This is a genomic window from Myceligenerans indicum (genome assembly GCF_016742955.1).
Taxonomy (GTDB): Bacteria; Actinomycetota; Actinomycetes; order Actinomycetales; family Cellulomonadaceae; genus Myceligenerans; species Myceligenerans indicum.
This window is the reverse complement of the sequence record NZ_JABBYC010000050.1, coordinates 1-22906: the sequence shown is the minus strand read 5'-3', so window position 1 is coordinate 22906 and position 22906 is coordinate 1. Positions and strand designations below refer to the sequence as shown.

Annotated in this window: 19 protein-coding genes and 1 riboswitch; of the genes, 9 read left to right on the top strand and 10 right to left on the bottom strand. The window is 72.2% G+C overall.

All coding sequences use genetic code 11. The features are described from left to right. Positions 1-3 precede the first annotated feature (3 nt). Together thiS and thiO are read right to left on the bottom strand one after the other, a co-directional pair. A complete protein-coding gene (thiS, locus tag HGK34_RS18690; protein ID WP_201850203.1) occupies positions 4-255 on the bottom strand; it encodes a sulfur carrier protein ThiS in 252 nt (83 codons plus the stop codon). Beyond that, positions 240-1448, bottom strand: coding sequence for a glycine oxidase ThiO (gene thiO, locus HGK34_RS18685; RefSeq protein ID WP_307816096.1), 1209 nt, complete (start codon positions 1446-1448; stop codon positions 240-242). The genes thiS and thiO overlap by 16 nt, the downstream gene beginning before the upstream one ends. Then, positions 1442-1545, bottom strand: a riboswitch (TPP riboswitch). (Overlaps the previous gene by 7 nt.) Before the next feature lie 82 nt (positions 1546-1627). On the opposite strand from thiO, the gene thiE reads away from it, so the two are divergent. After that, the gene (gene thiE / locus HGK34_RS18680; protein WP_201850201.1) at positions 1628-2314 is read left to right on the top strand and encodes a thiamine phosphate synthase; all 687 of its coding nucleotides are present in this window, start codon (positions 1628-1630) and stop codon (positions 2312-2314) included. Between the two features lie 4 nt (positions 2315-2318). On the opposite strand, the gene HGK34_RS18675 is transcribed toward thiE, so the two are convergent. From HGK34_RS18675 to HGK34_RS18650, 6 genes are all read right to left on the bottom strand, one after another. Next, entirely contained in the window at positions 2319-2588 is a 270-nt protein-coding gene (locus HGK34_RS18675) for an EF-hand domain-containing protein (protein WP_307816095.1), read from the bottom strand. Positions 2589-2628: 40 nt separating this feature from the next. Further along, positions 2629-3999, bottom strand: coding sequence for an NAD-dependent succinate-semialdehyde dehydrogenase (locus tag HGK34_RS18670; RefSeq protein ID WP_201850197.1), 1371 nt, complete (start codon positions 3997-3999; stop codon positions 2629-2631). A 13-nt stretch (positions 4000-4012) separates the two neighbouring features. Next, complete coding sequence (doeA, locus tag HGK34_RS18665) at positions 4013-5308, bottom strand: ectoine hydrolase (RefSeq protein ID WP_201850195.1); 1296 nt, start codon at positions 5306-5308, stop codon at positions 4013-4015. Positions 5309-5387: 79 nt separating this feature from the next. After that, positions 5388-6632 (bottom strand): aspartate aminotransferase family protein, encoded by a 1245-nt coding sequence (locus HGK34_RS18660; protein ID WP_201850193.1) that lies wholly within the window; start codon positions 6630-6632, stop codon positions 5388-5390. Positions 6633-6782: 150 nt separating this feature from the next. Beyond that, on the bottom strand, positions 6783-7403 hold the full coding sequence (locus HGK34_RS18655; RefSeq protein WP_201850191.1) for a TetR/AcrR family transcriptional regulator: 621 nt from the start codon (positions 7401-7403) through the stop codon (positions 6783-6785). 14 nt (positions 7404-7417) lie between these two features. Next, positions 7418-9058: an MFS transporter gene (locus tag HGK34_RS18650; protein ID WP_201850189.1), complete on the bottom strand. Its 1641-nt coding sequence runs from the start codon at positions 9056-9058 to the stop codon at positions 7418-7420. 150 nt (positions 9059-9208) lie between these two features. Here HGK34_RS18650 and HGK34_RS18645 point away from each other — a divergent pair, with 150 nt between their 5' ends. Then, positions 9209-9550 carry a hypothetical protein gene (locus tag HGK34_RS18645; RefSeq protein WP_201850187.1) on the top strand — a complete coding sequence of 114 codons (342 nt, stop codon included), beginning with the start codon at positions 9209-9211 and terminating at the stop codon, positions 9548-9550. After that, positions 9547-10113 (top strand): hypothetical protein, encoded by a 567-nt coding sequence (locus HGK34_RS18640; RefSeq protein WP_201850185.1) that lies wholly within the window; start codon positions 9547-9549, stop codon positions 10111-10113. The genes HGK34_RS18645 and HGK34_RS18640 overlap by 4 nt, the downstream gene beginning before the upstream one ends. 24 nt (positions 10114-10137) lie before the next feature. On the opposite strand, the gene HGK34_RS18635 is transcribed toward HGK34_RS18640, so the two are convergent. Both HGK34_RS18635 and glpK read right to left on the bottom strand, forming a co-directional pair. Next, positions 10138-10947 (bottom strand): NUDIX hydrolase, encoded by an 810-nt coding sequence (locus HGK34_RS18635; RefSeq protein ID WP_201850183.1) that lies wholly within the window; start codon positions 10945-10947, stop codon positions 10138-10140. Between the two features lie 23 nt (positions 10948-10970). After that, positions 10971-12485 carry a glycerol kinase GlpK gene (glpK, locus tag HGK34_RS18630; protein ID WP_201850181.1) on the bottom strand — a complete coding sequence of 505 codons (1515 nt, stop codon included), beginning with the start codon at positions 12483-12485 and terminating at the stop codon, positions 10971-10973. Between the two features lie 327 nt (positions 12486-12812). Between glpK and HGK34_RS18625 the strand changes: the two genes are divergently transcribed. The 6 genes from HGK34_RS18625 (at position 12813) to HGK34_RS18600 (ending at position 22853) form a co-directional block, all read left to right on the top strand. After that, a complete protein-coding gene (locus tag HGK34_RS18625; protein ID WP_201850179.1) occupies positions 12813-13832 on the top strand; it encodes a LacI family DNA-binding transcriptional regulator in 1020 nt (339 codons plus the stop codon). Positions 13833-13978: 146 nt separating this feature from the next. Beyond that, on the top strand, positions 13979-15238 hold the full coding sequence (locus HGK34_RS18620) for a sugar ABC transporter substrate-binding protein (RefSeq protein WP_201850177.1): 1260 nt from the start codon (positions 13979-13981) through the stop codon (positions 15236-15238). Next, positions 15238-16164, top strand: a complete 927-nt coding sequence (locus HGK34_RS18615) for a carbohydrate ABC transporter permease (protein WP_201850175.1) — start codon at positions 15238-15240, stop codon at positions 16162-16164. Before HGK34_RS18620 ends, HGK34_RS18615 begins: the two co-directional genes overlap by 1 nt. Then, positions 16161-17000 carry a carbohydrate ABC transporter permease gene (locus tag HGK34_RS18610; RefSeq protein ID WP_201850172.1) on the top strand — a complete coding sequence of 280 codons (840 nt, stop codon included), beginning with the start codon at positions 16161-16163 and terminating at the stop codon, positions 16998-17000. Before HGK34_RS18615 ends, HGK34_RS18610 begins: the two co-directional genes overlap by 4 nt. A 155-nt stretch (positions 17001-17155) precedes the next feature. Continuing rightward, on the top strand, positions 17156-19099 hold the full coding sequence (locus HGK34_RS18605; RefSeq protein WP_201850219.1) for a glycoside hydrolase family 127 protein: 1944 nt from the start codon (positions 17156-17158) through the stop codon (positions 19097-19099). 52 nt (positions 19100-19151) lie between these two features. Beyond that, positions 19152-22853, top strand: coding sequence for a LamG-like jellyroll fold domain-containing protein (locus tag HGK34_RS18600; RefSeq protein WP_201850170.1), 3702 nt, complete (start codon positions 19152-19154; stop codon positions 22851-22853). The last annotated feature ends 53 nt before the right edge of the window (positions 22854-22906 follow it).

Genomic DNA, 22906 nt, shown 5'->3' with positions numbered 1-22906 from the left:
CTCTCATCCTCCTTGTACGGCCGTGACGACCTCGACGCGCATCCCGGGCCGGATCTCGGTGCGGTCCCAGGCCCCGCGGGGCACGACGGCGTCGTCCACGGCGACGGCGACGCCGCGGGGCACGCCGTCGACGATCGCGGCGGGTACGAGCCGTGCGACGAGGTCGGTCACGGGGACCGGTCCGCGGAGCGGGTAGGGCTCGCCGTTGACGACGGCCGGTTCACCGGTCGTCTCGTCGGTCAGTTCGTCGGGCATGGTGACTCCTGGGTGTCGGGGCCGTGCGGTGGGTCGGCGGGTTCCCCGGCCGTGGCGCCCGGGACCGTCGTCAGGAGCGTGTCCAGGGTGGCGGCGGTGTGCGGGGCGAGGAGGATGCCGCCGCGGTAGTGGCCGGTGGCCAGGACGAGTCCGGGTGCGGCCCGCCCCAGCAGCGGGGTGTTGTCCGGGGTTCCGGGGCGCGAGCGGGTGGTGGTCTCGACGAGGTCGGCCTCGTCGAGTGCGGGCAGGAGGGCTCGGGCGTCGCGCAGCAGGGCGAACACGTCGCCCGCGCGGGTCCGGGTGGTGGCGGCGCGCTCGTCGGAGGTGGCGCCGACGACGATCTCCCGGCGGCCGTCGGGCCGTGCGCGCCGCGGTACCACGTAGACGGGCCTGCCCTGGACGGTGCCGCGCACCACGGTGGACGGGCCGGCGGTGGCGTCGGCGTCGAGCCGCAGGGTGGTGCCGGGGACCGCGCGGGTCGGGGCGCCCGGGTAGAGCGTGGCGCTGGCGTGCCCGGCCGCGAGGACGACGGTGCGGGAGGGGCTCCGGCCGTCCCCGCCCGCGGTCCCCCAGCGTGTCCCGGTGTCGTCGAGGACGCCGCTCACGGTCCCGTCGTTCCAGGTCAGTGCCGTGGCGGTGCGCTCGGCCAGGTGGGCTCGCGGATGAGCCCGGACCACGTCGAGCAGGGCACGGTGCACCGCCCGGGGGTCGACCTGGTGGTCGCCGGGTATCCAGGCGGCGCCCGCGACCCGGGGGCCGAGGGCTGGTTCCCGGTCCCGCGCCTGGGCCGGGGAGATCTCCTCGGACTCCAGGCCGAGCGTGCGGTGCAGGGTGAGGCGGCGGCGGAGCGCGGCGGCGTCGTCGGCGTCGTACGCGACGGCGAGCGTTCCGCGGGTGTCGAGCCCGAGCGTCCCGGGGGCGAGCCGGGCGGCCTGTTCGAGCTCGGCCGCGAAACCCGGCCAGAGGCGCACGGACCGGGCGCCGGTCCGTGCGAGGCGTTCCTCGCCGAACTCCGCCTCCATGACGGGGCCGAGCATCCCGGCCGCGGCGTGGGTGGCGCCGTCGCCGGGCGCCGGGTCGAGGACGGTGACGGACGCCCCGGCCAGGAGCGCCCGCCATGCGGCGGTCAGCCCGATGATGCCCGCGCCGACGACGACGATCGCTGCGGGCTCGCCCGCACGCACGTGTTCCACTCTTCCTTGCTCCCTTCGCCGGCATGACCCGGATCAGGTTCGACGGTCGGCGCCATTCGCCCTCTCAGCCCCGAACGGGGCTCCCGTGCACGGCACCACCATAGCTGCCCCGGGGAGATGGTCGGTCCGCGTCCACGCCGGACGTTCCCTGTCGGCGGAGGCCTCTACACTCGGCTGGCGTGACCGCCTCCGACGTCCGCGCCCGGCTCGCCGATGCCCGCCTCTACCTGTGTACCGACGCCCGAGAGGCGACGGGCGACCTCGAACCGTTCCTGCACCGGGCGCTGGAGGGCGGGGTCGACGTCGTGCAGCTGCGGGACAAGTCCCTGGACGCCGCTCGGGAGCTGGAGCTGCACGCGCTCGTGGCGCGGGTGGCGGCGCGGCACGGGGCGTTGTGGGCGGTCAACGACCGGGCGGACATCGCGGGCCTGGCCGGTGCGCCCGTGGTGCACATGGGCCAGGACGACCTCGCCCCGGGCGACGTGCGCACGCTTCTGGGCGACGGGCCGGTCCTGGGCCGTTCCACGCATGCGTTCGGCGAGGCCATGGCTGCCGAGGCCGACGAACGCGTCGACTACTTCTGCGTGGGGCCGCTGTGGGCCACCCCGACGAAGCCGGGCCGCCCGGCCGTCGGCCTGGACCTGCTGCGTGAGGTCGCGGCTCGCGCGCCGGTGACCCCGTGGTTCGCGATCGGCGGGATCGACGCCGGCGACGGGGGTACCGGGCACGGCCGCCTGGACCAGGTCCTGGAGGCGGGCGCGCGGCGGGTGGTGGTCGTGCGCGCGATCACTCGGGCCGACGACCCTGCCCGGGCGGCGGCCCGGATCCGCCGCCGCCTGGACGCCGCGGCCACGGCGCGGCCCTGACGGCTCAGGCGTTCCAGGCCTGGGTGAACTCCGCCAGGTTGATCTTGCCGTCGCCGTCACCGTCGGCGTGCACGAAGATCGAGGTGAGGTCCTCGTTCGTGACCTCCTCGCCGCGACCGCCCATGGCCTGGCGGAACTCGTCGACGGTGATGTGGCCGTCGTCGTCGGTGTCGAACTCGTGGAACGTGGCGGTCAGCTCGTCCTCGGCGGTCATGGGAAGGCCCTCCTGAAATTTCCGACTTGCTCGGTCCGGGAGCAGGTTACCGCCGATCACTCGCCGTGCGGCCGTTCCACTCCCGGACCGGCGGGAAGGATCACTCCTGCTTGGGCCCCACCCAGACCTGCTGGGCGTTGACGAACTCGTGGATGCCGTGCGGGCCCAGCTCGCGGCCGTAGCCGGAGCGCTTGATCCCGCCGCTCGGCAGGCGCGGGTCGGTCTTCACGATCCCGTTGACCGCGACCTGGCCCGCGGCGATCCGCGACGCCATCGCCTCGCCCCGCTCGGGCGTCGACCACACGCTGGCCGCCAGCCCGTACTCGCTGTCGTTGGCGATCGCGAGCGCGTGGTCGGCGTCGTCGGCCTTCATCACCGCCATGACGGGCCCGAACGTCTCCTCCCGGCACGCCGTCATCGACCCGGTGACGTCGGCGAGAAGCGTGACCGGGTAGAAGAACCCCTCCCCGGGCGGCATCGTCCCCCCGAGCAGCAACCTGGCACCTGCCTCCACCGTCTCGGTCACCTGACGGTGCAGGTTCTCGCGCAGGTCCGCGCGGGCGATCGGCCCCACCTGGGTGCCGGGGTCCCGGGGGTCCCCCACCACCAGCTTCTCGAGCCGCCGCTGCAGCTTCTCCACCAGCTGGTCGTACACCGGCGCCTCGACGATGATCCGCTTGGCGGCGATGCACGACTGTCCCGCGTTGATGATCCGGGACAGCGTGATGACCTCGGCAGCCGCGTCCAGGTCGGCGTCGGCGAGCACCAGGCAGGGATCGCTGCCGCCGAGCTCCAGGACCACCGGCTTGATCTCGCTCGCGGCGACGCTCGCCACGGCCGATCCCCCGCGCGCCGAGCCGGTGAACGACACCGCCTGCACCCGCGGGTCACGGATCACGCCCTCCACCGCGGCCGTCTCCAGCGGCAGGTTCGTGAACACCCCTGCGGGCACGCCGGCGGCGGCCAGGGCGTCCGCGATGGCCTGCCCGCAGCCGGGCACGTGCGGGTCGTGCTTCATCACGCACGTGTTGCCCGCCATGAGCGCCGGTGCCGCGAACCGCGCGGCCAGCCAGAACGGCGCGTTCCAGGGCAGCACGCCCAGGACCGTGCCGAGCGGCAGGTACTGCACGTAGCTGCGGGTGGCGTCCGAGGCCAGCACGTCGTCGGCCAGGTACCGGGCCGCGTGCGCGGCGTAGTGCTCGAAGCACAGCGCCGCCTTGGCGACCTCGCCGTGCGCCTCGGTGATGGGTTTGCCCATCTCCTCGGTCATGAGCGGCGCGAGCTCGTCGGTGTGTTCTCGCAGGTGGGCCCCGACGGCGGCGAGCACCTCGGCACGCCGCTCGATGCCCAGGTCGCGCCAGGCGCCCCAGGCATCCTGGGCCGCCTGCAGCACCGCGTCGACCTGCTCGGGACCGGCGGGCTCCATCTCGGCCACGACACGGCCGGTGGTCGGATCGATCGCTGTCAGCATGCGGACCTCCTTCTCACGCGATTCCGGCGACGTCGGGACGGATCGGGGTGGGGGCGTCGAGGTCGTCCCCGGCGCCGGTCGCGGGGCCGTCGCCGGTGACCGCCCCCGGCCGCGGGACGACGGCGGTCGCGGCAGAGACCGCGTGCTCCGGCTTCCACACGAAGTTCTCGGGCAGCGTGTAGAACGACTCGCAGCCGTGGGACGTCACGTGGATCGTGTCGGAGATGCCCACCGTCTTGTCGCCGTCCACCCCCCACATCCACGGCAGGATGTGGAACGTCATGCCCTCGCGCAGGATCATCGGGTTGCCCTGGTTGAGGCTCAGGATGTAGCCCTCGTCCCAGCTCGGCGGGAAGGCGATGCCGATCGAGTAGCCCGACCGCGTGATGAGGCGGGCGCCCACGTTGTTGTCCGAGATGATGTTGCGCACGATGTTGTCCGCGTCGGAGACCGTCAGCCCGGGCCGGATCGCGGACTTGACCTCCTTGAGCGCGAGCTTCATGCGTTCCTGGGCGACCAGCATCGACTCCGTCGGCTCGCCGAGGACGACGGTGCGCATCATCGCCGTGTGATAGCGCCGGTAGCAGCCGCCCACCTCCATGAACACGTGCTCGCCGGGCTGGACGGTGCGGCCTTCCCAGGTCGCGTGCCCGATCATGCTCCGCGGTCCCGAGACCACGTACGGCAGGACGGCCGGCGGCTCACCCCCGGCACGGAACATGGCGGCGCAGATCTCGGCTCCGATCTCGTTCTCCGTCACCCCTGCCGCGCACGCCTCGATCCCCGCCTGCATCCCCGCCTCGGTCGCGCGCGCGGCCCGGGCCATGATGTCGAGCTCCGCGGCGGACTTGGTCACCCGCCCCTCCTCGACGATGCCGAAGCAGTCGATGAGGCGCCCCTCGCTGAACGCGGTGTGGATGTAGTCCTGGTGGTAGGCCGGGAAGAAGTAGCTGTTGCGCTCGTACCCGACGTCCTTGGTGTCCAGCCCGAACTCCTTCAGGGCCTGGACCAGGCTCTGGATCGCGTCGCCCGTGTCCGGGTAGGGCCGGGTGACCTCGACCCACGTGCGTGCCTGGACGTTGGACTCCTCCATGGCACGGGTGATCATGAAGGGCTCGAGATCCAGCGGCACCACCAGGGCCTGGAAGAACGAGTACCCCGTGGTCTGGTAGTCCGTCAGGTACATGAGGTTCTCGGGATCGGTGATCACCACCGCGTCCAGCAGCCGGTCCGCCATGCGGCTGCGCAGCTCCGTCAAGCGCCTCTGGTACTCCTCGAACGGGAACGTCATGTCGTCGCGCTGTCTCATCTCAGGGCCTCCTCTCGTGGTGGTGTCGGTACATCTCCTGGTTCGCCGGACGGCGACGGCAGGGCTGCCTCCCGCCCGCTCAGGTCGAGCTCCGGACCGCGGCGGCCAGGATCTCGAGCCCGGCGGCCAGGTCGTCGTCACCGATGGTCAGCGGCGGGATCAGCTTGAGCACGCGGCCGCCGGTGCCGCACGGGCACACGAGCAGTCCGGCCTCGAAGGAGGCCGTGGTCACGGCCTTGGCGAGGGCGCCGTCGCCCAGGTCGAGCCCCTGGATCATGCCCCGGCCGCGCATGGTGAACCCGCGGTCGGAGTCCCGCACGATCATCCGCAGCGCGCTCGCCATGGTCTCGCCCCGGTCCCGCACGCGCTGCATCAGGGCGTCGTCCTCGAAGTACCGGACCGCCTCGCGGCCGGCGACGAACGACAGTCCCTGGCCGCGGAATGTCCCGGTGTGCTCACCGGGTGACCAGCGGGCGTCGTACTCGGGCTTGACCAGATTCATCGCGAGCGGCGTGCCGAACCCGCCGATGCCCTTGGCGAGGCACACGATGTCGGGGTCCAGGTCCATGCCGTCGAAGCTGAAGTAGCTCCCGGTCCTGCCACATCCGACCTGGATGTCGTCGATGACGAACAGGGCGTCCACGTCCCGTGCGAGCTGCTGCACGGCGCGCAGCCACTCGCCGCTCGCGACGTTGACACCACCCTCGGCCTGGATGGTCTCCACCACGAAGGCCGCCGGCGGCTTCAGGCCGCTGGAGCCGTCGGCGAGCAGTGCGCGGTAGTCCTCCAGCGCCTGCATCCCGCCACCGGGCGCGGTCTCGAAGGGCAGGCGGACCACGTTCTCCAGCGGCACCCCGGCGGCGTTGCGGAAGTAGTCGTTCGCGGTCAGCGCGAGAGACCCCAGCGTCATGCCGTGGAACCCGTGCGTGAACGCGACCACGTCCCGTCTGCCCGTGACCCGCCGGGCGAGCTTGAGGGCCGCCTCCACCGCGTTGCTGCCCGTGGGCCCCATGAATTGCATGCGCATGGTCATGCCACGCGGGCCCAGGATCGTCTCGGCGAACCCTTCGAGGAATTCCCGTTTGACCGTCGTCGCCATGTCGAGGCTGTGCGCGATGCCGTCCGCCTCGAGAAAAGCGATGATTGCCCTTTTCATTCGCTCGTTGTTGTGCCCGAAGTTCAGCACACCCGCACCAGCGAAGAAGTCGATGTAGCTCTTACCAGCCTCGTCGACCTGACGCGCGTTCGACGCCGAGGTGAACACCGTGGGCCAGGTCCTGCTGTAGCCCCGGATCTCGGACTCCCACTTCTCGAAGACCTCCATGGGCTAGATCTAGTTTCCCGCGCGGCTCCCCGTCAAGGAACTCGCCGCGATTTTTCTCCGCGAGTTCTCCGGGGAAACCCGGGCGTAACGCACAGCCGCCCGATTCCTCCTTGATGTCCACCAATTGCTCGTCTGGGTTCCGCCGCGCGCTCAGCCCGCGGCGATTCCCCCCAGGAGCTGATCGACGAGGCGTTCGGCCAGGTCCTCGGTACGCAGGTGCGGGTAGTGGCCGTAGATCATGATCGTGAGCATCGGACTGACCAGCGCGGCGGCGACCAGCGCCGGGTCGAGGTCCGCGCGCAGCTCGCCGCGGTCCATCCAGTACCGGACGGCCTCGATCCCCGCACGACGGCGGCGGGTCATCAGGCGTTCCTGCTGGCGCGCCAGCTCCGGGTTGTCCTCGGACTCGACCATGATGCACTTCATGATCCGCCGCTCCGCCGGCGAGACGTCGGTGCGTATCCCGCGCAGCAGGCGCACCAGGTCGTCCCGCACGGACTCGTGCGGGAGGTCGAGGACGGGCGGCGCCTTGATGCTCTCCACCGCGGCCGCGACCAGCGCCTCCTTCGAGGGCCACCGCCGGTACACCGTCGCCTTGGAGCTGCCGGCCCGCGAGGCGACCGCCTCCACCGTGATCGCGCCGATGGAGCCGTGCTCGGCCACGAGGTCGAGCACGGCATCCAGGATCGCGCGGCTGGCCGCCTCGCTGCGCGGGCGGCCCACCGCCGCGGCCGGCAGCTCGCAGCCGGGAGCCGTGTTCTGGGACGTCATCGGAACATTGTCACCTACTGCTCGTGTCCGGCAGCCTGCTCGTGTCCGGCCGCCTGCTCGTGTCCGGCCGCGGCTTGGGCGGCGGCCCGTCCCCTCCCGCCGGCCCCCGGCCGGGCGTCGTCCGCCTGCCGGCCCGCGAAGTACCGGCCGACGACGATCATCCCGAGCACCGCCATCGCGGCGGAGACGTACGCGGTGGTGTGCATCGCGCCGAGGAACGCGGTGTCCGCCGCCGACATCAGGGCCGGCACCTGCTCCTGGGGTACCGCCCCCTCCGCGACGGCTCCGTACGTCGCGCTCAGGGACGTCTGCGCCGCTTCGGGCAACTGGGGCGCGGCATCGGCGATCCGGCTCTGGTAGGCCTGCGCCATGACCGTACCGAGCACGGCGACGCCGAGCGCACCGCCGACCTGGCGCAGCGTGTTGCTCAGCGCGGAGGCCACACCGGCGCGCTCCCGGGGCACCGACTGCATCATCGTGTTCATCGCGGGCGGCATCAGGTTGGCCATCCCGGCGGACTGCACGAAGAACAGCACCTCGATCACCCACAGCGGCGTGTCCACCCGGACCTGCGCGATCGCGAGGAACACGAGCCCCACCAAGGTCAGGCCGGCCAGGCCCACGGCCCGGGTGCCGAACCGCTTGACGAACGTGCTCGACAACGGCGAGAAGATCATCATGCCCGCACCGAATGCCAGGAACATCAGGCCCGCCTGCAGCGGGGTGCGGTCGCGCACGATCTGGATGTAGAACGACATGAAGAAGAACAGGCCGAGCATCGCGAAGAACACCAGGGCGATCAGCGCCGAGGCGGACGCGAAACGCCGGTCGAGGAACAGCCGCGGATCGAGTGAGGCGTGCGGCGTCCGCAGCTCCCACCGGACGAACACCACCAGCCCCGCGAGGCCGGCGGCGATGGTGCCCCACACCTCGACGCCCGTCCAGGAGCCCGAGTCGCCGGCCTCGATGACGCCGTAGGTGATCAGCACGAGCGCGACCACCGACAGGGCCATGCCCACCAGGTCCGGCCGGTCCTGCCGCCCCTTCGACTCGGGCGCCACGACGAGGATCATCACCAGGCCGAGCAGCACCACCGGCACGTTGATCAGGAACACCGACCCCCACCAGAACCGCTCGAGCAGGGCGCCTCCGACGATCGGGCCGATCGCCCCGCCGACCCCGACCGCACCGCTCCAGATGCCGAGCGCACGGGGGAACTCCCGCTCGGAGAACACCGCGCGCAGCAGGGACAGCGTGGACGGCATCATCGCCGCCGCCCCGGCCCCCATCAGGGCGCGGTACCAGATGAGCTGGTCCGGGTTCTGCGCGTACGCCGACAACAGGGATGCCGAACCGAAGACCGCCATCCCGATCACGAGGATCCGCCTGCGGCCGATCCGGTCGCCGAGCACGCCGAACACGAACAGCAGCCCGGCGAAGACGAGCGTGTAGGAGTTGATCATCCAGGCCAGGTCGCTCTGGGCCGCGCCGAGGCCGTGGACCGGATCGGCCAGGGTCTTCAGGGCGACGTTCAGGACGGTGTTGTCCAGGACCGTGACGATCAGGCTGACGACGAGTACGCCGAGGATCAGCCACCGGCGCGGGTGGCCGGCGTCCTCGGGCCCGGCCTCGGGGGAATGGGGGTCGCTGCTCATGTCAGCCACGGTACACCCATTACGAAACGGTACGGTGGCGTATTGAAATAACGAACGTCGCCCGCGCGCCTCGCTCGCTTGCGCGCACAGGCCGGTCTTTGGGACAGTCCCAGTCCACCCACCTGGGCGAACATCATCGGAGGAGCTCTCATGCAAGAGCGTGCGCACCACGTCGACGTGTCCGGCAGCGGCAACGCCGTCAACATCGGCGGGTCGAACAACTCGGCAACAGTGAACGCCCACAGCAACGGCCAGGACGCGATCGAGAGCGCGGTCCGGGCCATCCGCGCGCTCGCGGCCGACCTGGAAGGCCCCGCGAAGGTTGCCCTGGAGTTCGGCGCCGACGACATCGAGTCCACGTCGGACGAGACCCGCCGGGCGACCTCACTGCGGCGGGTCCAGAACGTCATCGACGGTGTGAGCGCCTCGGTCACCACGGCTGCGGGCGCGGCGTCGGCGGTCGGCGCGGCGATCCGGGCCCTGGGCCTGTGACGGATCAGCCGCCGGTCCGGCAGCAGACGATCCGGATCGAGCAAGGACAGCTCCACACCGCCGGCGGGGTGTTCCAGGTCTCCCGGATCGACGGGACCCAGGTGATGGACAGGTGGTACCGGCCGGCAGGGCCCGGGTGCGTGTTCATGGCCCTGGGACTGGCCTGCGCCCTCGCCGCCGTGGCCTTCGCGCTCACCGGATTCGTCGTGGTGACCGCGGACCCCGGGACGCCGGAGTGGATCGGGCAGATGATCGGGATGGCGATCTTCGTGGGCCCGTGCGCCGTCGGGGCGATCGTGTTCTTCGTCGCCCACGTCAGGGCGCAGCCCAGGACGGCGTACTGGCACGAGCTGGAGATCTGGGTCAGCGGGACCCGGCACGTCATCGCGGCCTGGCAGGTCGAACCCCTGTGGGCCATCCAGAACGAGATCGCCGCCGCCCAGCGCGACGCCGGGTACGTCGGGCAGCCCATCTTCATCGGACAGGTGAACACCGTGTCCGGGAAGAACAACGCGGCGAACTTCGGCGGGCACGGCAACAGCGCGCAGACGGGCGGCTCGTAGGCGAGGCGGCCCGCCGCGACCCGCTCACGGCAGCGTGATCTCCCGGTCGCCGACGACGGCGACCGTCCGCTCCCCCTTGCGCACGAGCGTGGGGCGGACCGGCGTCACGACGCGGTCCGCGGCCGCCGCCACGACCGCCGCGGCGTCCTCGAACCCGGCAAGCTCCGTGAGCGTCAGCCAGGTGGGCGGCATCAGCCGCGCGGCGCCGCCCGCGTGCTCCCGGAGGATGTCGGCAGGACGCCACCAGCGGGCCTCGACCGCCTCCGTGGTGCGGGCGTCGGCCGCCTGCCCGGCGGGGAGCGCCGCGACGAAGAACGCGGCGTCGTAGCGACGCGGCTCCTGCTCGGGCGTGATCCATCGGGCCCACGGGTGCAGGAGATCGGCCCGCAGGGCCAGGCCGGCGTCGTCCAGCACGCCGGCCAGGGTGCGTGTCCTCTCGATCAGGCCGGTGCGCGCGGCGTGCGCAGCGGCGTCGTCGAGCACCGGCTCCCCGGCGCCGGACGGCGGTCCGGCGGGCCCTGCGAGCAGCACCCCGCACTCCTCGAACGTCTCACGCACGGCGGCGTGCAGGTACCCGGCCGCCTGCCCGGGCTCGCACGAGAAGCGGCGCCCCCACTCCGCGGCCCCGGGCCCACGGGTGCGGGCCGGCACGATCGAGTCCCCGGCGTCGACGGCTCCACCGGGGAAGACGGTCATCCCCGCGGCGAACGCCATCGTCGGCACCCTGCGCTGCAAGAACACCTGCAACGAGGGGCGCTCACCGGACGGGTCGGGCCGGTCTCGCACCAGGATCACGGTGGCGGCCGGCCGGGGTACTGCGGGAATCGTGTTCACGCGGGCAACGTAACCGATCCCGGTCAGCGGGCGTCGTCGTCCACCCAGTCCAGGGTCTTGGTGACCGCCTTCCTCCAGTTGCGGTAGAGGCGCTCGCGCTCGTCCTCGGGCATGCGCGGCGACCAGCGGCCGCCCTCGGCCCAGTTGGCGGCGACGTCCGCCTCGCCCGACCAGAAGCCGACGGCGATCCCCGCCGCGTACGCGGCCCCGAGCGCCGTCGTCTCGGCGACCCGCGGCCGCACGACGTCGATCCCGAGCTGGTCCGCCTGGAACTGCATGAGCAGTTCGTTGGCCACCATGCCGCCGTCGACCTTGAGCTCCGTGGGGGCGATGCCGGCGTCGGCCCGCATGGCGTCCACGACGTCGCGCGTCTGGAACGCGGTCGCCTCCAGGGCTGCGCGGGCGATGTGGTTGCGGTTGACGTACCGGGTCAGGCCCACCAGCGCCCCGCGCGCGTCGGGCCGCCAGTACGGCGCGAACAGGCCGGAGAAGGCCGGCACGAAGTAGGCCCCGCCGTTGTCGGAGACCTTGCGGGCCATGTACTCCACGTCCTGGGTGTCGTGGAAGAGGCCGATGTTGTCGCGCAGCCACTGGACCAGCGACCCGGTCACCGCGATGGAGCCCTCCAGCGCGTACACGGCCTCGGCGTCACCCACCTGGTAGCAGACCGTGGTGAGCAGCCCGTGCTCCGAGGGCACCGGCTCGGTGCCCGTGTTGAGCAGCATGAAGTTGCCCGTGCCGTAGGTGTTCTTGGCAGAGCCCACGTCGAAGCACGCCTGCCCGAAGGTCGCGGCCTGCTGGTCGCCGAGGATCCCGGCGATCGGGACGCCAGGCACCATGCCGTGCGCCCGGCCGTGGCCGTAGACCTGGGACGAGGAGAGGATCCGAGGCAGCATCGAGACCGGGATCCCCAGGTCCGCCGCGATGTCCGCACGCCAGCTCAGGGTCCGCAGGTCCATGAGCATCGTGCGCGACGCGTTGGTGACGTCGGTGACGTGGACGCCTCCCTCGACCCCGCCCGTCATGTTCCACAGCAGCCAGGAGTCGGTGGTGCCGAACAGCAGGTCCCCGCGCTCGGCCGCCTCACGGGCGCCGTCGACGTTGTCCAGGACCCACTTCACCTTGGGACCGGAGAAGTAGGTGGCGAGCGGCAGCCCGACCACCTCCTTGTAGCGGTCGGGCCCGGCCGCACCGGCGAGTTCGTCGACGATCGCCTGCGTGCGCGTGTCCTGCCAGACGATCGCGTTGTGCACCGGCTTGCCCGTGGTGCGGTCCCACACGACCGTGGTCTCGCGCTGGTTCGTGATGCCGACCGCCGCCAGGTCCCGGTGGTTGATGTTCGCCCGGGTCAGCGCACTGCCCACGACCTGGCGGGTGTTGTCCCAGATCTGCACCGGATCGTGCTCCACCCAGCCGGGCCGCGGGAAGATCTGGTCGTGCTCCAGCTGCCCGGTCGCCACGATCGTGCCGCCGTGGTCGAACACGATGGCCCGGGTGCTGGTGGTTCCCTGGTCGATGGCGAGGACGTAGTCGGCCATGCTTACCCTTCACGTCGGCGGGGAGGTCCGGAAGGACACTACCGAGGATCCGGCCGGTGGCCGTGCCGCCGCGCGGCGACCGGCGTGAGCAGCAGGGCCGCCGCTGACAACGGAACCTCCGTGAGCAGCGGGATCTTCGGCCCGGTGACGTGAACCGGTTCGACAACTTCGACGCGGTTCGCAGCGTCAGATCCGGCGTCGCGCAAGCTGGAAACGCCGTCCCACCAACGAAATCTCGCCGCGACGGCTTGCGTGCGCCGCCGGGTCTGTGGTTAGGTTCGAACCGGTTCACAACCCGAACCGGTTCACATGACGCAAGGAGGCGCAGTGGTCACCATCGGTGATGTCGCACGGCTGGCGGGCGTTTCCCGCAGCACGGTCTCGTACGCCCTGTCGGGCAAGCGCGCCATCTCCGACCAGGCCCGCGGTCGCGTCGAGGCCGCCGTGCGCGAGCTGGGGTACACGCCGAACGCGGGAGCCCGGGCGCTGGCGACCTCGCAGACGATGGTGATCGGGCTGCTCGCCCGCTTCCTCGAGGACGAGTTCGCGCCCGCGATGCTGCAGTACATGCTGGGCGTCTCGAACACGGCCCGGGAACTGGGCTACGACCTCCTGCTGTCCACCGAGGAGGACGGCACGCGCGCCCTGCGGCGCATGAGCGACTCGCGCATGGTCGACGGCGTCGTCCTGCTCAACGTCGCCGACGAGGACGACCGGCTCCCCGTGCTCCGGGCCGCACCCCAGCCGGGTGCGCTCGTGGGCCTGCCGGGCGACTGCACCGGGGTCGACGTCTTCGACCTCGACTTCGAGGAGGCCGGCCGGCTCATGGTCGACCACCTGGTACGGCTCGGGCACCGCGAGCTGATCCTCGTGTCCCAGCCCGAGCACGTCGTCGAACGCGGCGGCGCCTACGTGTGGCGGCTGCAGAACGCCGCGCGGGAGGCGGCCCGCGCCCGGGGCGTCGTCCTGCACGCGGCGTTCGGCTCCTCGCGCCAGCCCGAGATCGGCCGGGACCTGACCGGCCTGCTCGACACGTACCCGGACGCGACGGGGCTGATCCTCAACAACGAGGCGGCGGCCGCCGCACTCCCGAGCGTGCTGCACGAGCGCGGCCTGTCCGCGCCCCGTGACCTGTCGGTCATCGGGCGGTACTCGGAGGAGTTCGCCAGCACCTTCTCCCTGCACTACTCGGCGGTGGAGAGCGCGCCGGACCGTCTCGGCCGCATGGCCGTGCGCCAGCTCGTGCGCCGGATCGAGGGCGAGATCTCGCCCGACGACCCGTACGTGGTCCGGTTCGTCTCGCCCGAGCTCGTCGACCGCGGCAGCACCGGCACCCCGCCCGCCTGAGCCGCGCGCCGCTCCACCAGAGCGCGCCCGGCCCACCCTGACCTCGACCCACCCGAGAGCACTCCATCTGACGCATCGCGTGTGTTAACGCTCACACGCCTGGCACCCCCCACGGACCGTCCGGTCCATGTTCAAGGAGGAACACCATGCACCACCCGAAGCGCGGCATCACCCGCCCGCTCACGGCCGGCCTGGCCACGATCGCCGTCGTCGGCGGCCTGGCAGCCTGCTCCACCGCCGACGACGCCGGGGCGGACGAGGCCGGCGGCACCTACACCTGGTGGGACCCCTACCCGCAGCACGAGGACGGCTCGGACTGGGCGAACCGGGTCCAGGCCTGCGGCGAGGAGGCCGGGGTCACGATCGAGCGCACCGCCTACGACACCACGGCCCTGACCAACCAGGCGCTGCTCGCCGCCCAGGAGGGCACGTCCCCCGACGTCATCCTGCTCGACAACCCGGCGGTCTCCACCCTCGCGGACACCGGCATGCTCACCACCACCGGGGAACTCGGCCTCGACACCTCCGCGATCGACGAGAACCTGCTGGCCGCGGGCGTCGTGGACGGTGAGACCTACGGCATCCCGATCGGGGCCAACACCCTGTCGCTCTACTACAACGCCGAGGTCCTCGACGACGCCGGCGTCGAGGCCGACTCGATCACCGACTGGGACTCCCTCACCGCCGCGCTCGGCAAGGTGACCGACGCCGGGCACAAGGGCATCACCTTCGCCGGCATCGGCACCGAGGAGGGCTCCTTCCAGTTCCTGCCCTGGTTCTGGGGCGCCGGCGCCGACCTGCGCGACCTCGACTCCCCCGAGGCGGTCGAGGCGCTGGAGCTCTGGAAGGGCTGGCTGGACGACGGCTACGCGCCCGACTCGGTGATCAACAACTCGCAGAACACCGTCTGGGAGGAGTTCCTCACCGGCGACTTCGCGTTCGCGGAGAACGGCACCTGGCAGGTGAACAGCGCGGCCGAGGCGGGCTTCGAGACCGGCCTGGTCCAGCTCCCGGCCCGCGACGGCGGCGTCGCACCCGCCCCGACCGGCGGCGAGTTCATCATCGCCCCGGTCCAGGAGGACACGGCCCGGTACGACGTGACGCGCCAGATCGTCGAGTGCATGACCACGCCGGAGGGCCTGGTCGAGACCGCGAACACGTTCGCCTACTACATCCCGCCGACGGCCGAGGGCCAGGACGCCCTCCTGGAGGAGAACCCGGACCTGGAGCCGTGGGTCGAGGCCGTGCGCAACGCGAAGGGCCGCACCAGCGACGACCTTGGCACCGACTACCCGAAGATCAGCGAGGCGCTCTGGACGGCCGTGCAGAACGCGCTGTCCGGCGTGGACACCCCCGCCGACGCGCTGTCCAAGGCACAGGCCGACGCCGAGGCCGCCACGAGCTGATGGTCCTCGCGCTTCCGGCGCCACGCCGCCGCCCGTCCACCCGCGGGTCCGCCCGAGGGTGGACGGCGGCCGGCTTCGCCGCACCCCTCCTGGTCTACCTGGTCCTCTTCTACGCCTACCCGCTGTGGCGGAACGTCGACCTGTCCGTGCACGACTACACGATCCGCGCGTTCGTCCAGGGCAACGCCGAGTTCGTCGGCCTGGAGAAGTACGCCGAGATCTTCGCCTCGGACACCTTCACCACGGCCCTGACCAACACGGCGATCTTCACGCTCGCCTCGATCCTGTTCCAGTACGCGATCGGGCTCGCGCTCGCGGTGTTCTTCCGGTCCGGGTTCCGCCTGTCGACCCTCCTGCGCGCCATGTTCCTGGTGCCGTGGCTGCTGCCGCTGATCGTCTCGGCCTCGACCTGGGCGTGGATGCTCAGCAGCGAGAACGGCATCGTCAACTCCTTCCTCGGCGCGTTCGGCGTGCCACAGATCAACTGGCTGACGTCACCGGACACGGCCCTGCTCGCCGTCACCATCGCGAACATCTGGCTCGGCATCCCCTTCAACCTGGTGATCCTGCACTCGGGCCTGCAGAGCATCCCGGGCGACGTGTACGAGGCGGCCTCGCTCGACGGCGCCGGCCCCTGGCGGCAGTTCTGGAGCATCACGTTCCCCCTGCTGCGCCCCGTCTCGGCGATCACCCTGCTCCTCGGCCTGATCTACACGCTCAAGGTCGTGGACGTCATCTGGGTGATGACCACCGGCGGGCCCGGAGACACCTCGACCACACTCGCCATCTGGTCCTACCGGGAGGCGTTCGGCACCGGACAGCCCGACTTCTCCCCCGCGGCGGCCGTCGGCAACGTGCTGATCGTCATCGCCCTCGTGTTCGGGTTCCTGCACCTTCAGATCCAGCGCCGCCAGGAGGACTCATGAACCGCCGGCCCACGCCCGGGGCGTCCGGACGGACCTGGTGGAAGACCGCACTGGGCGTGTTCTTCACGGCCGTCATGCTCTTCCCCGTCTACTGGATGTTCAACGTCTCCCTGACCCGCACCTCCGACCTGCGGGCAGACCCGCCGCACTGGTTCCCCTGGGCACCCACCACGGAGGGCTACCAGGCCGTGCTCGCCCAGCAGCTCCCGGCCCTGGGCACCAGCCTGCTGGTCGGCCTCGGCTGCGTGGTGCTGACCGTGGTGATCGCCGCACCGGCCGGGTACGCCGTCGCACAGCTGCGCCTGCCCGGACGCGGCACGCTCAACTTCCTGCTGCTCGTGGCGCAGATGATCCCCGCGGTCGTCATGGCGATGGGCTTCTACGCCGTGTACGTGCGGCTCGGGCTGCTCAACTCCGTGGGCGGGCTCATCGTGGCCGACTCCACGATCGCCGTCCCGTTCGGCGTCCTGCTGTACACGGCGTTCATGGCGGGCATCCCGCGCGAGCTGCTGCAGGCGGCGCGGGTCGACGGCGCCAACGCCTGGCGCACGTTCGTCTCGGTGGTCCTGCCCCTGAGCCGCAACTCCACCCTCACCGTGGCACTGTTCGCGTTCCTGTGGGCGTGGTCGGACTTCATCTTCGCCTCCACGCTCGACCGCAACGGCGACCTCGTCCCGATCACGCTCGGGATCTACCAGTACATCGGCAACAACACCACGCAGTGGAACGCGATCATGGCGACCGCCGTCGTCGCGTCCGTGCCGGCGGCGGTCCTGCTCGTCGTCGCGCAGCGATTCGTGACGGCGGGCGTGACCGCCGGGGCGGTCAAGGACTGACCGCCGCGACGCAGCCGAGGGTGCGGCCGCAGGACCGGCCGCACCCGGAACGAGCCTCGCCGAGAGGCCGATCGAACTCCGAAAGGGCGAAAGTGACCCACACCCACGCGGCCTCGGCCGCGCCCGCTCCGCCGCCCGGCGCCGTACCCGGCGGCATGCGGCACCCCGACACCCGGCTCGCCCGCCCCGTCGCACCCGGCACGTCGCGGCGCGGCACCGGGCTCGGCGAGGTGCGGGTCACCGGCGGCTTCTGGGCCTCCCGCCTCGAGACCAACGCGAGCGCCACCCTGGGGCACTGCCAGGAGTGGATGGAGCGGCTGGGCTGGATCGCGAACTTCGACCGTGTCGCGGCCGGGACCACGGCCGGCCACGTGCGACCCGGCTGGCAGTTCTCCGACTCGGAGGTCTACAAGCTGCTGGAGGCGCTTGCCTGGGAGCACGGCCGCACGGGCGACGTCACGGTGAACGCCACGTTCGAGGCGCTCGCCGCCCGCGTGGTCGCCGCCCAGGACGCCGACGGCTACGTCAACACTTGCTACGGGCACGCCGGGCAGGCACCCCGCTACTCGGACCTGTCCGCCGGCCACGAGCTGTACTGCACCGGCCATCTCCTGCAGGCGGCGGTGGCGCGGATCCGCACCACGGCAGGGCCGGCCGACCCGCTCGTGGCCGCCGCGGTGCGCGCCGCCGAGCACGTGTGCCGGGAGTTCGGTCCCGGAGCCCGCGAGGCCCTGTGCGGCCATCCCGAGATCGAGGTCGGGCTCGCCGAGCTCGGACGCGCGCTCGGCGAGCCGCGCTACACCGCCCAGGCCGCGCTCTTCGTCGAGCGCCGCGGTCACGGCACCCTGGCCCCGGTCGCGCTGCTCGGCCCGCAGTACTTCCAGGACGACGTCCCCGTCCGCGACGCCGGCGTCTGGCGCGGGCACGCCGTACGCGCCCTGTACCTGGCGGCAGCCGCCGTCGACGTCGCGGTCGACACCGGGGACGACGAGCTCCTGGCCGCCGTCGAGCGTCAGTGGACGCGCTCCGTGGAGCGCCGCACCCATCTCACCGGCGGCATGGGATCACGCCACCAGGACGAGGGCTTCGGCGACGACTGGGAGCTGCCCGCCGACCGCGCCTACTGCGAGACCTGTGCCGGCGTCGCGTCCGTCATGGTCTCCTGGCGCCTCCTGCTGGCCACCGACGACGTCCGCTACGCCGACCTCATCGAACGCACCCTCTACAACGTGGTGGCGGCCTCGCCACGCGCGGACGGCCGCGCCTTCTTCTACGCCAATCCCCTCCAGCAGCGCACGCCGGGCGCTGACCTCCTGCCCGACGACGTGAACCCGCGGGCCGAGGGCGGGGTGCGCGCCCCCTGGTTCGACGTGTCCTGCTGCCCCACCAACGTCGCACGCACCCTCGCCTCCTGGCCCGCCTACACGGCGACCGTCGACGGCGACACGGTCACGCTGGCCCAGTACGCCCCCGGCGACCTCGACGTCCGCCTGGACGACGGCGGCACGCTCGGTCTGCGCGTCACGACCCGCTACCCCACCTCCGGCCACGTACGCGTGCAGATCACCTCGGCACCGGACCGCCCCGTCACGCTGCGCCTGCGCGTCCCGCACTGGGCCGGCGGCGCGTCCGTCACCGCGCCGCGGGCGGCCGGTGCCGGGCAGGGCGACCCGCGTCCCGCCCGCCCGGGCTGGGCCGCGGTGCGCCGCACCTTCACCCCCGGCGACGTCGTGACGCTCGACCTGCCCACCGCCCCCCGCCTGACCTGGCCGGACCCGCGCATCGACGCCCTGCGCGGCACCGTCGCCGTCGAGCGCGGGCCGCTCGTGCTCTGCCTCGAGTCGCACGACCTGCCCGGTGGCACCGACCTCGCCGACGTGCGGCTCGACCCGTCCCCCGCGCCCCGCGCGCACGGCGACGGCGCCACGGTGCGCGCACGGATCGCGCCGCCGCCGGCCGCGCCGGAGGGCACGCCGCCGTTCGGGTCCGGCCCGCCCGGCCCCGCACCGGACGACACGGCCGACCTCACCCTCATCCCCTACCACCGCTGGGCCGAGCGAGGCCCGGCGGTCATGCGGGTCTTCGTCCCGACCCCCTGACCGGCAGCTCCCTTGCCCGCAGCCCCGGCACAACCAGAGAAAGGCCTCGACGATGAGAACCATCTCCTCCCGCTCACCACGACGCACGTCCGCCGCCCTCGCGGCGGCCCTCGCGCTCGCGACAGGCCTGGCGACCGGCGCCGCCGCGGCCACGGCGGAAGCCACGGGCGCCGCGGACGCGGCCGCACCGTCCCTGCACTACACCATGGAGGGCATCGCCGACGGCGTCGTCCCCGATGTCTCCGGAAACGGCCTGGACGGCACGCTCGCGGGCGAGGCGTCCGTGATCGGCACCGACGACGGCGGCCGGGCGCTCGACCTGGCCGGCGGCTCCGGCGGCGGACACGTGTCGATCCCCCGCGGAGCGCTGGAGGACGCGACCGACCTGACGGTGTCGGCGCGGGTGCGCTGGGACGGTACGGGCGGCGCGTGGCAGCGGGTCTTCGACCTCGGCTCGTCGACGAGCCGCTACCTGTTCAGCACGCCGTCGAACAACGAGGGGAGGCTGCGCACCGCCGTCACGACCCGGGGGGCCGGGGGCGAGGCGACGGTGACCGGCTACGGCGCGCTGCGGGCCGGTGACTGGGTCACACTCACCACCACGCTCGACACGTCGGCCGGACTCGTGACCACCTACCTGAACGGCGTGGCGGTGGCCTCGGCGGCGACGGCCGTGTCGGCGGGTGAGCTGCTCACCGCGAGCGCCACCTCAGCGGGATACATCGGCAGGTCGTTCTACCCCGACCCGCTGCTGGACGGTGCCGTGGCCGACTTCCGGATCTACCGGAGCGCGCTGGACGCCGACCAGGTCGCGGGTCTCGTGGGCGACGTGCCGGAGGCCGTGGAGCCCGTGCAGGACACCTACGAGCTGCGGAACTTCGTAGGGGCGGCGCCCGATCTGCCGGCCACGGTCCGCGCCTCCTTCTCCGACGGCTACGACCGGGACGTCCCCGCCACGTGGGACGAGGTGGACCCGGAGCAGTACGCGCACTCCGGCGTCTACACCGTCCAGGGCACGGCGGCGGGCAGGAGCGTCACGGCGCGGGTCACCGTCACGCGGGGTGAGCTGCGTGTGGACCTGGGCAGCGACACCGGCGCGTTCCACGGCGGCGCCTCGGGGACGCTGTACGGGCTGTACGGGCCGGGAGTGCCGTCGGACAACCTGGTGGAGGGGATGAACCTGCGCACGGTCTCGACCAAGGCGCAGGACGGCCCGCAGCACCCGGGTGCCGACGCGCTGGAGGTGGTGCGTCCGCTGGCCGACGCGACGGACGGCGACGTCTACATCTACATGACGGACATCCACCGCGGCTTCCCGTACCAGTGGCCCGGTGACACTCCCGAGGAGAAGCTGGACACGTTCCTCGACAAGATGGCCGTCCAGGTGGACCAGGTGCTCGCGATGCCGCCGGAGTACCAGGACAACGTCGTGTTCGTGCCGTTCAACGAGCCCGAGGGCAACATGTTCGGCACCGGCCAGTGGTCGTACGACCGCACGAGCTGGCTGAACGACCCCACCGACTACTTCGCCGCCTGGGACCGGGCCTACCGGACCATCAAGGAGCGGATGCCCGAAGCGCGCATCGCGGGCCCCAACACGAGCATCCTGTTCACGCAGGTCAAGGGCTTCCTGGAGCACACGGTCGAGGCGGGGACCGTGCCGCAGGTCATGACCTGGCACGAGCTGTCGCACCCGCAGAAGATCCGCGACTCGGTGGCGACGTACCGCCGCTGGGAGGCCGACGTCTTCGCCGGCACCTCCCACGAGGGCACCGAGCTGCCGGTCAACATCAACGAGTACGCGTTCAACTACCACACGTCGGTGCCCGGCCAGATGATCCAGTGGGTCTCGGCGATCGAGGACGCGAAGGTCGACGCGGACATCGCCTACTGGAACATCGACGGCAACCTGTCGGACTCCGCGGTCGAGGCGAACCGCGGGAACGGGCAGTGGTGGCTGCTCAACGCGTACGGCCAGATGACCGGCCACACCGTGGAGGTGACGCCGCCGTTCCCGGGCGAGAACTACACGCTCCAGGGCGTCGCGACCCTGGACGAGGACCGCGGCGTGGCACGCACCATCCTGGGCGGGGCCGACGGCGCCGCCCCCGTGGACCTGGTGAACGTGCCGCGCGACGTGTTCGGCGACCAGGTGAGGGTGTTCGTGCGGGAGATCCCGTGGACCGGGCAGCTCGGGGACTCGGCGCAGCCGCGCCACGTGGCGGAGCTGACACTGCCCGTGTCCGGCGACGGCACGGTGACGGTCGAGTTCGACGGAGGGACGCTGCCGCTGCTGCGCGAGTCCTCGGCGTACGAGCTCGTCGTGACCCCGGCCGGGTCGGGCACGCCGTCGAGCGCGACGCCGACGTTGTGGGACGGCAGCTACGAGGCGGAGGATGCCGAGCACTCCGGCACCGGCTGGAGCCGGAACGGGCCGGAGGGGTCCACGTCCGACGTCGGCAGGTTCTACACGTCGGGCGGGTACGACGTGGGCGGCCTGCGCACCGGGTCCGACGTCGTCCTCGACTTCGAGGTGGACGTGCCCCGCGACGGCACCTACGACCTGTCGGTCTTCGCCAACAGCCTCAACACGTACGGCCTGGTGGCCGAGCAGGGGCCGACCAACGTGTTCGTCCGGGTCGACGGCGGGGCCGAGCAGGAGCTGTACCTGCCGCTCGGGTACAAGTGGGTGGTCTGGGACCACGCGGACACGACCGTGGACCTGACCGCGGGCACGCACACGATCTCCCTGGCCGCACGGAGCCTCGACGGCTCCGGTGCGACGCGGGGCGACGCGATCGTCGACCGGATCACGCTGGCACTGCCCAACCCGGACGCGGCGACCTCCGTGTACGAGGCCGAGCTGACCCGCCACGACGGCCGGGCGGTCTACGACGCGGAGGCCGTGGCCGCGGCGGCCGACCGGGCCGGGCGGCACGGCCACGGCGGGACGGACGGCACGGCGCCGGTGTCCGGGTCCGGCGCGGTCGAGCTCGCCCGCGGCGAGACGGCGACGTTCTGGGTGTACGGCGCGCGCGACGGCGAGGCGACCCTCACCGTCGACGCGCTCGCCGGCCGCGGCGGCGTGAGGGTCAACGGCCACGAGGTGCCGTCCCTGGGCGGGACCGACGCGGCCGCGGTGCACCTGGAAGGCGGGATCAACAAGATCGAGGTCACCGGCCGGGCCCGGGGGCTCGTGCTCGACCGGATCACGGTGGGCACCGGACAGGGCCTGCTCGACGCCGTCGAGCAGCAGGCGGAGGACGGTGTCCTGACCGGAACGGCGAGGGTCGAGGAACGGTCGCTGGCCGACGGCGGTGCCGCCGTGGCCGGGATCGGCGGCGTGCCCGGCAACGGGAACACCCTGCGGTTCGACGTGACGGCGCCCGCCGACGGGACGTACGCGATGGTGGTGCGCTACTCCAACCCGGAGCAGGCCGAGGCGTCGCACTACAACCCGGACCCGCTGGCGCGGCGGGCGGACATCTCCGTCAACGGCGGCCCGGCCCGGAAGGTGCTGTTCCCGCACACGTTCCACGCGAACGCGTTCGCGGAGCTGACCGTCGAGGTGGACCTCTCCGCGGGCGAGAACACGGTGGAGTTCGCCTCCTCGGAGGCACCGAACTTCGACGGTACGACCTTCGCGAGCGACATCTGGCCGGGCATCCTCCTGCGTTCGTCCCAGGCGCCGATCGTGGACGAGATCCGGGTCTCCCCGCTGAGCAGGCCGGTCCCCCCGGCCGGGCGCGCCTAGCCGGCATTCCCCACCCTGTCTCTTATACACATCTGACGCTGCCGACGATAAGG

Excerpts from the sequence above, each read along its gene's own strand:
- thiS (WP_201850203.1), bottom strand. The coding sequence starts at position 255 with ATGCCCGACGAACTGACCGACGAGACGACCGGTGAACCGGCCGTCGTC.
- HGK34_RS18670 (WP_201850197.1), bottom strand. The coding sequence starts at position 3,999 with ATGCTGACAGCGATCGATCCGACCACCGGCCGTGTCGTGGCCGAGATG.
- doeA (WP_201850195.1), bottom strand. The coding sequence starts at position 5,308 with ATGAGACAGCGCGACGACATGACGTTCCCGTTCGAGGAGTACCAGAGG.
- HGK34_RS18660 (WP_201850193.1), bottom strand. The coding sequence starts at position 6,632 with ATGGAGGTCTTCGAGAAGTGGGAGTCCGAGATCCGGGGCTACAGCAGG.
- HGK34_RS18655 (WP_201850191.1), bottom strand. The coding sequence starts at position 7,403 with ATGACGTCCCAGAACACGGCTCCCGGCTGCGAGCTGCCGGCCGCGGCG.
- HGK34_RS18650 (WP_201850189.1), bottom strand. The coding sequence starts at position 9,058 with ATGAGCAGCGACCCCCATTCCCCCGAGGCCGGGCCCGAGGACGCCGGC.
- HGK34_RS18645 (WP_201850187.1), top strand. The coding sequence starts at position 9,209 with ATGCAAGAGCGTGCGCACCACGTCGACGTGTCCGGCAGCGGCAACGCC.
- glpK (WP_201850181.1), bottom strand. The coding sequence starts at position 12,485 with ATGGCCGACTACGTCCTCGCCATCGACCAGGGAACCACCAGCACCCGG.
- HGK34_RS18620 (WP_201850177.1), top strand. The coding sequence starts at position 13,979 with ATGCACCACCCGAAGCGCGGCATCACCCGCCCGCTCACGGCCGGCCTG.
- HGK34_RS18615 (WP_201850175.1), top strand. The coding sequence starts at position 15,238 with ATGGTCCTCGCGCTTCCGGCGCCACGCCGCCGCCCGTCCACCCGCGGG.
- HGK34_RS18610 (WP_201850172.1), top strand. The coding sequence starts at position 16,161 with ATGAACCGCCGGCCCACGCCCGGGGCGTCCGGACGGACCTGGTGGAAG.
- HGK34_RS18605 (WP_201850219.1), top strand. The coding sequence starts at position 17,156 with ATGCGGCACCCCGACACCCGGCTCGCCCGCCCCGTCGCACCCGGCACG.
- HGK34_RS18600 (WP_201850170.1), top strand. The coding sequence starts at position 19,152 with ATGAGAACCATCTCCTCCCGCTCACCACGACGCACGTCCGCCGCCCTC.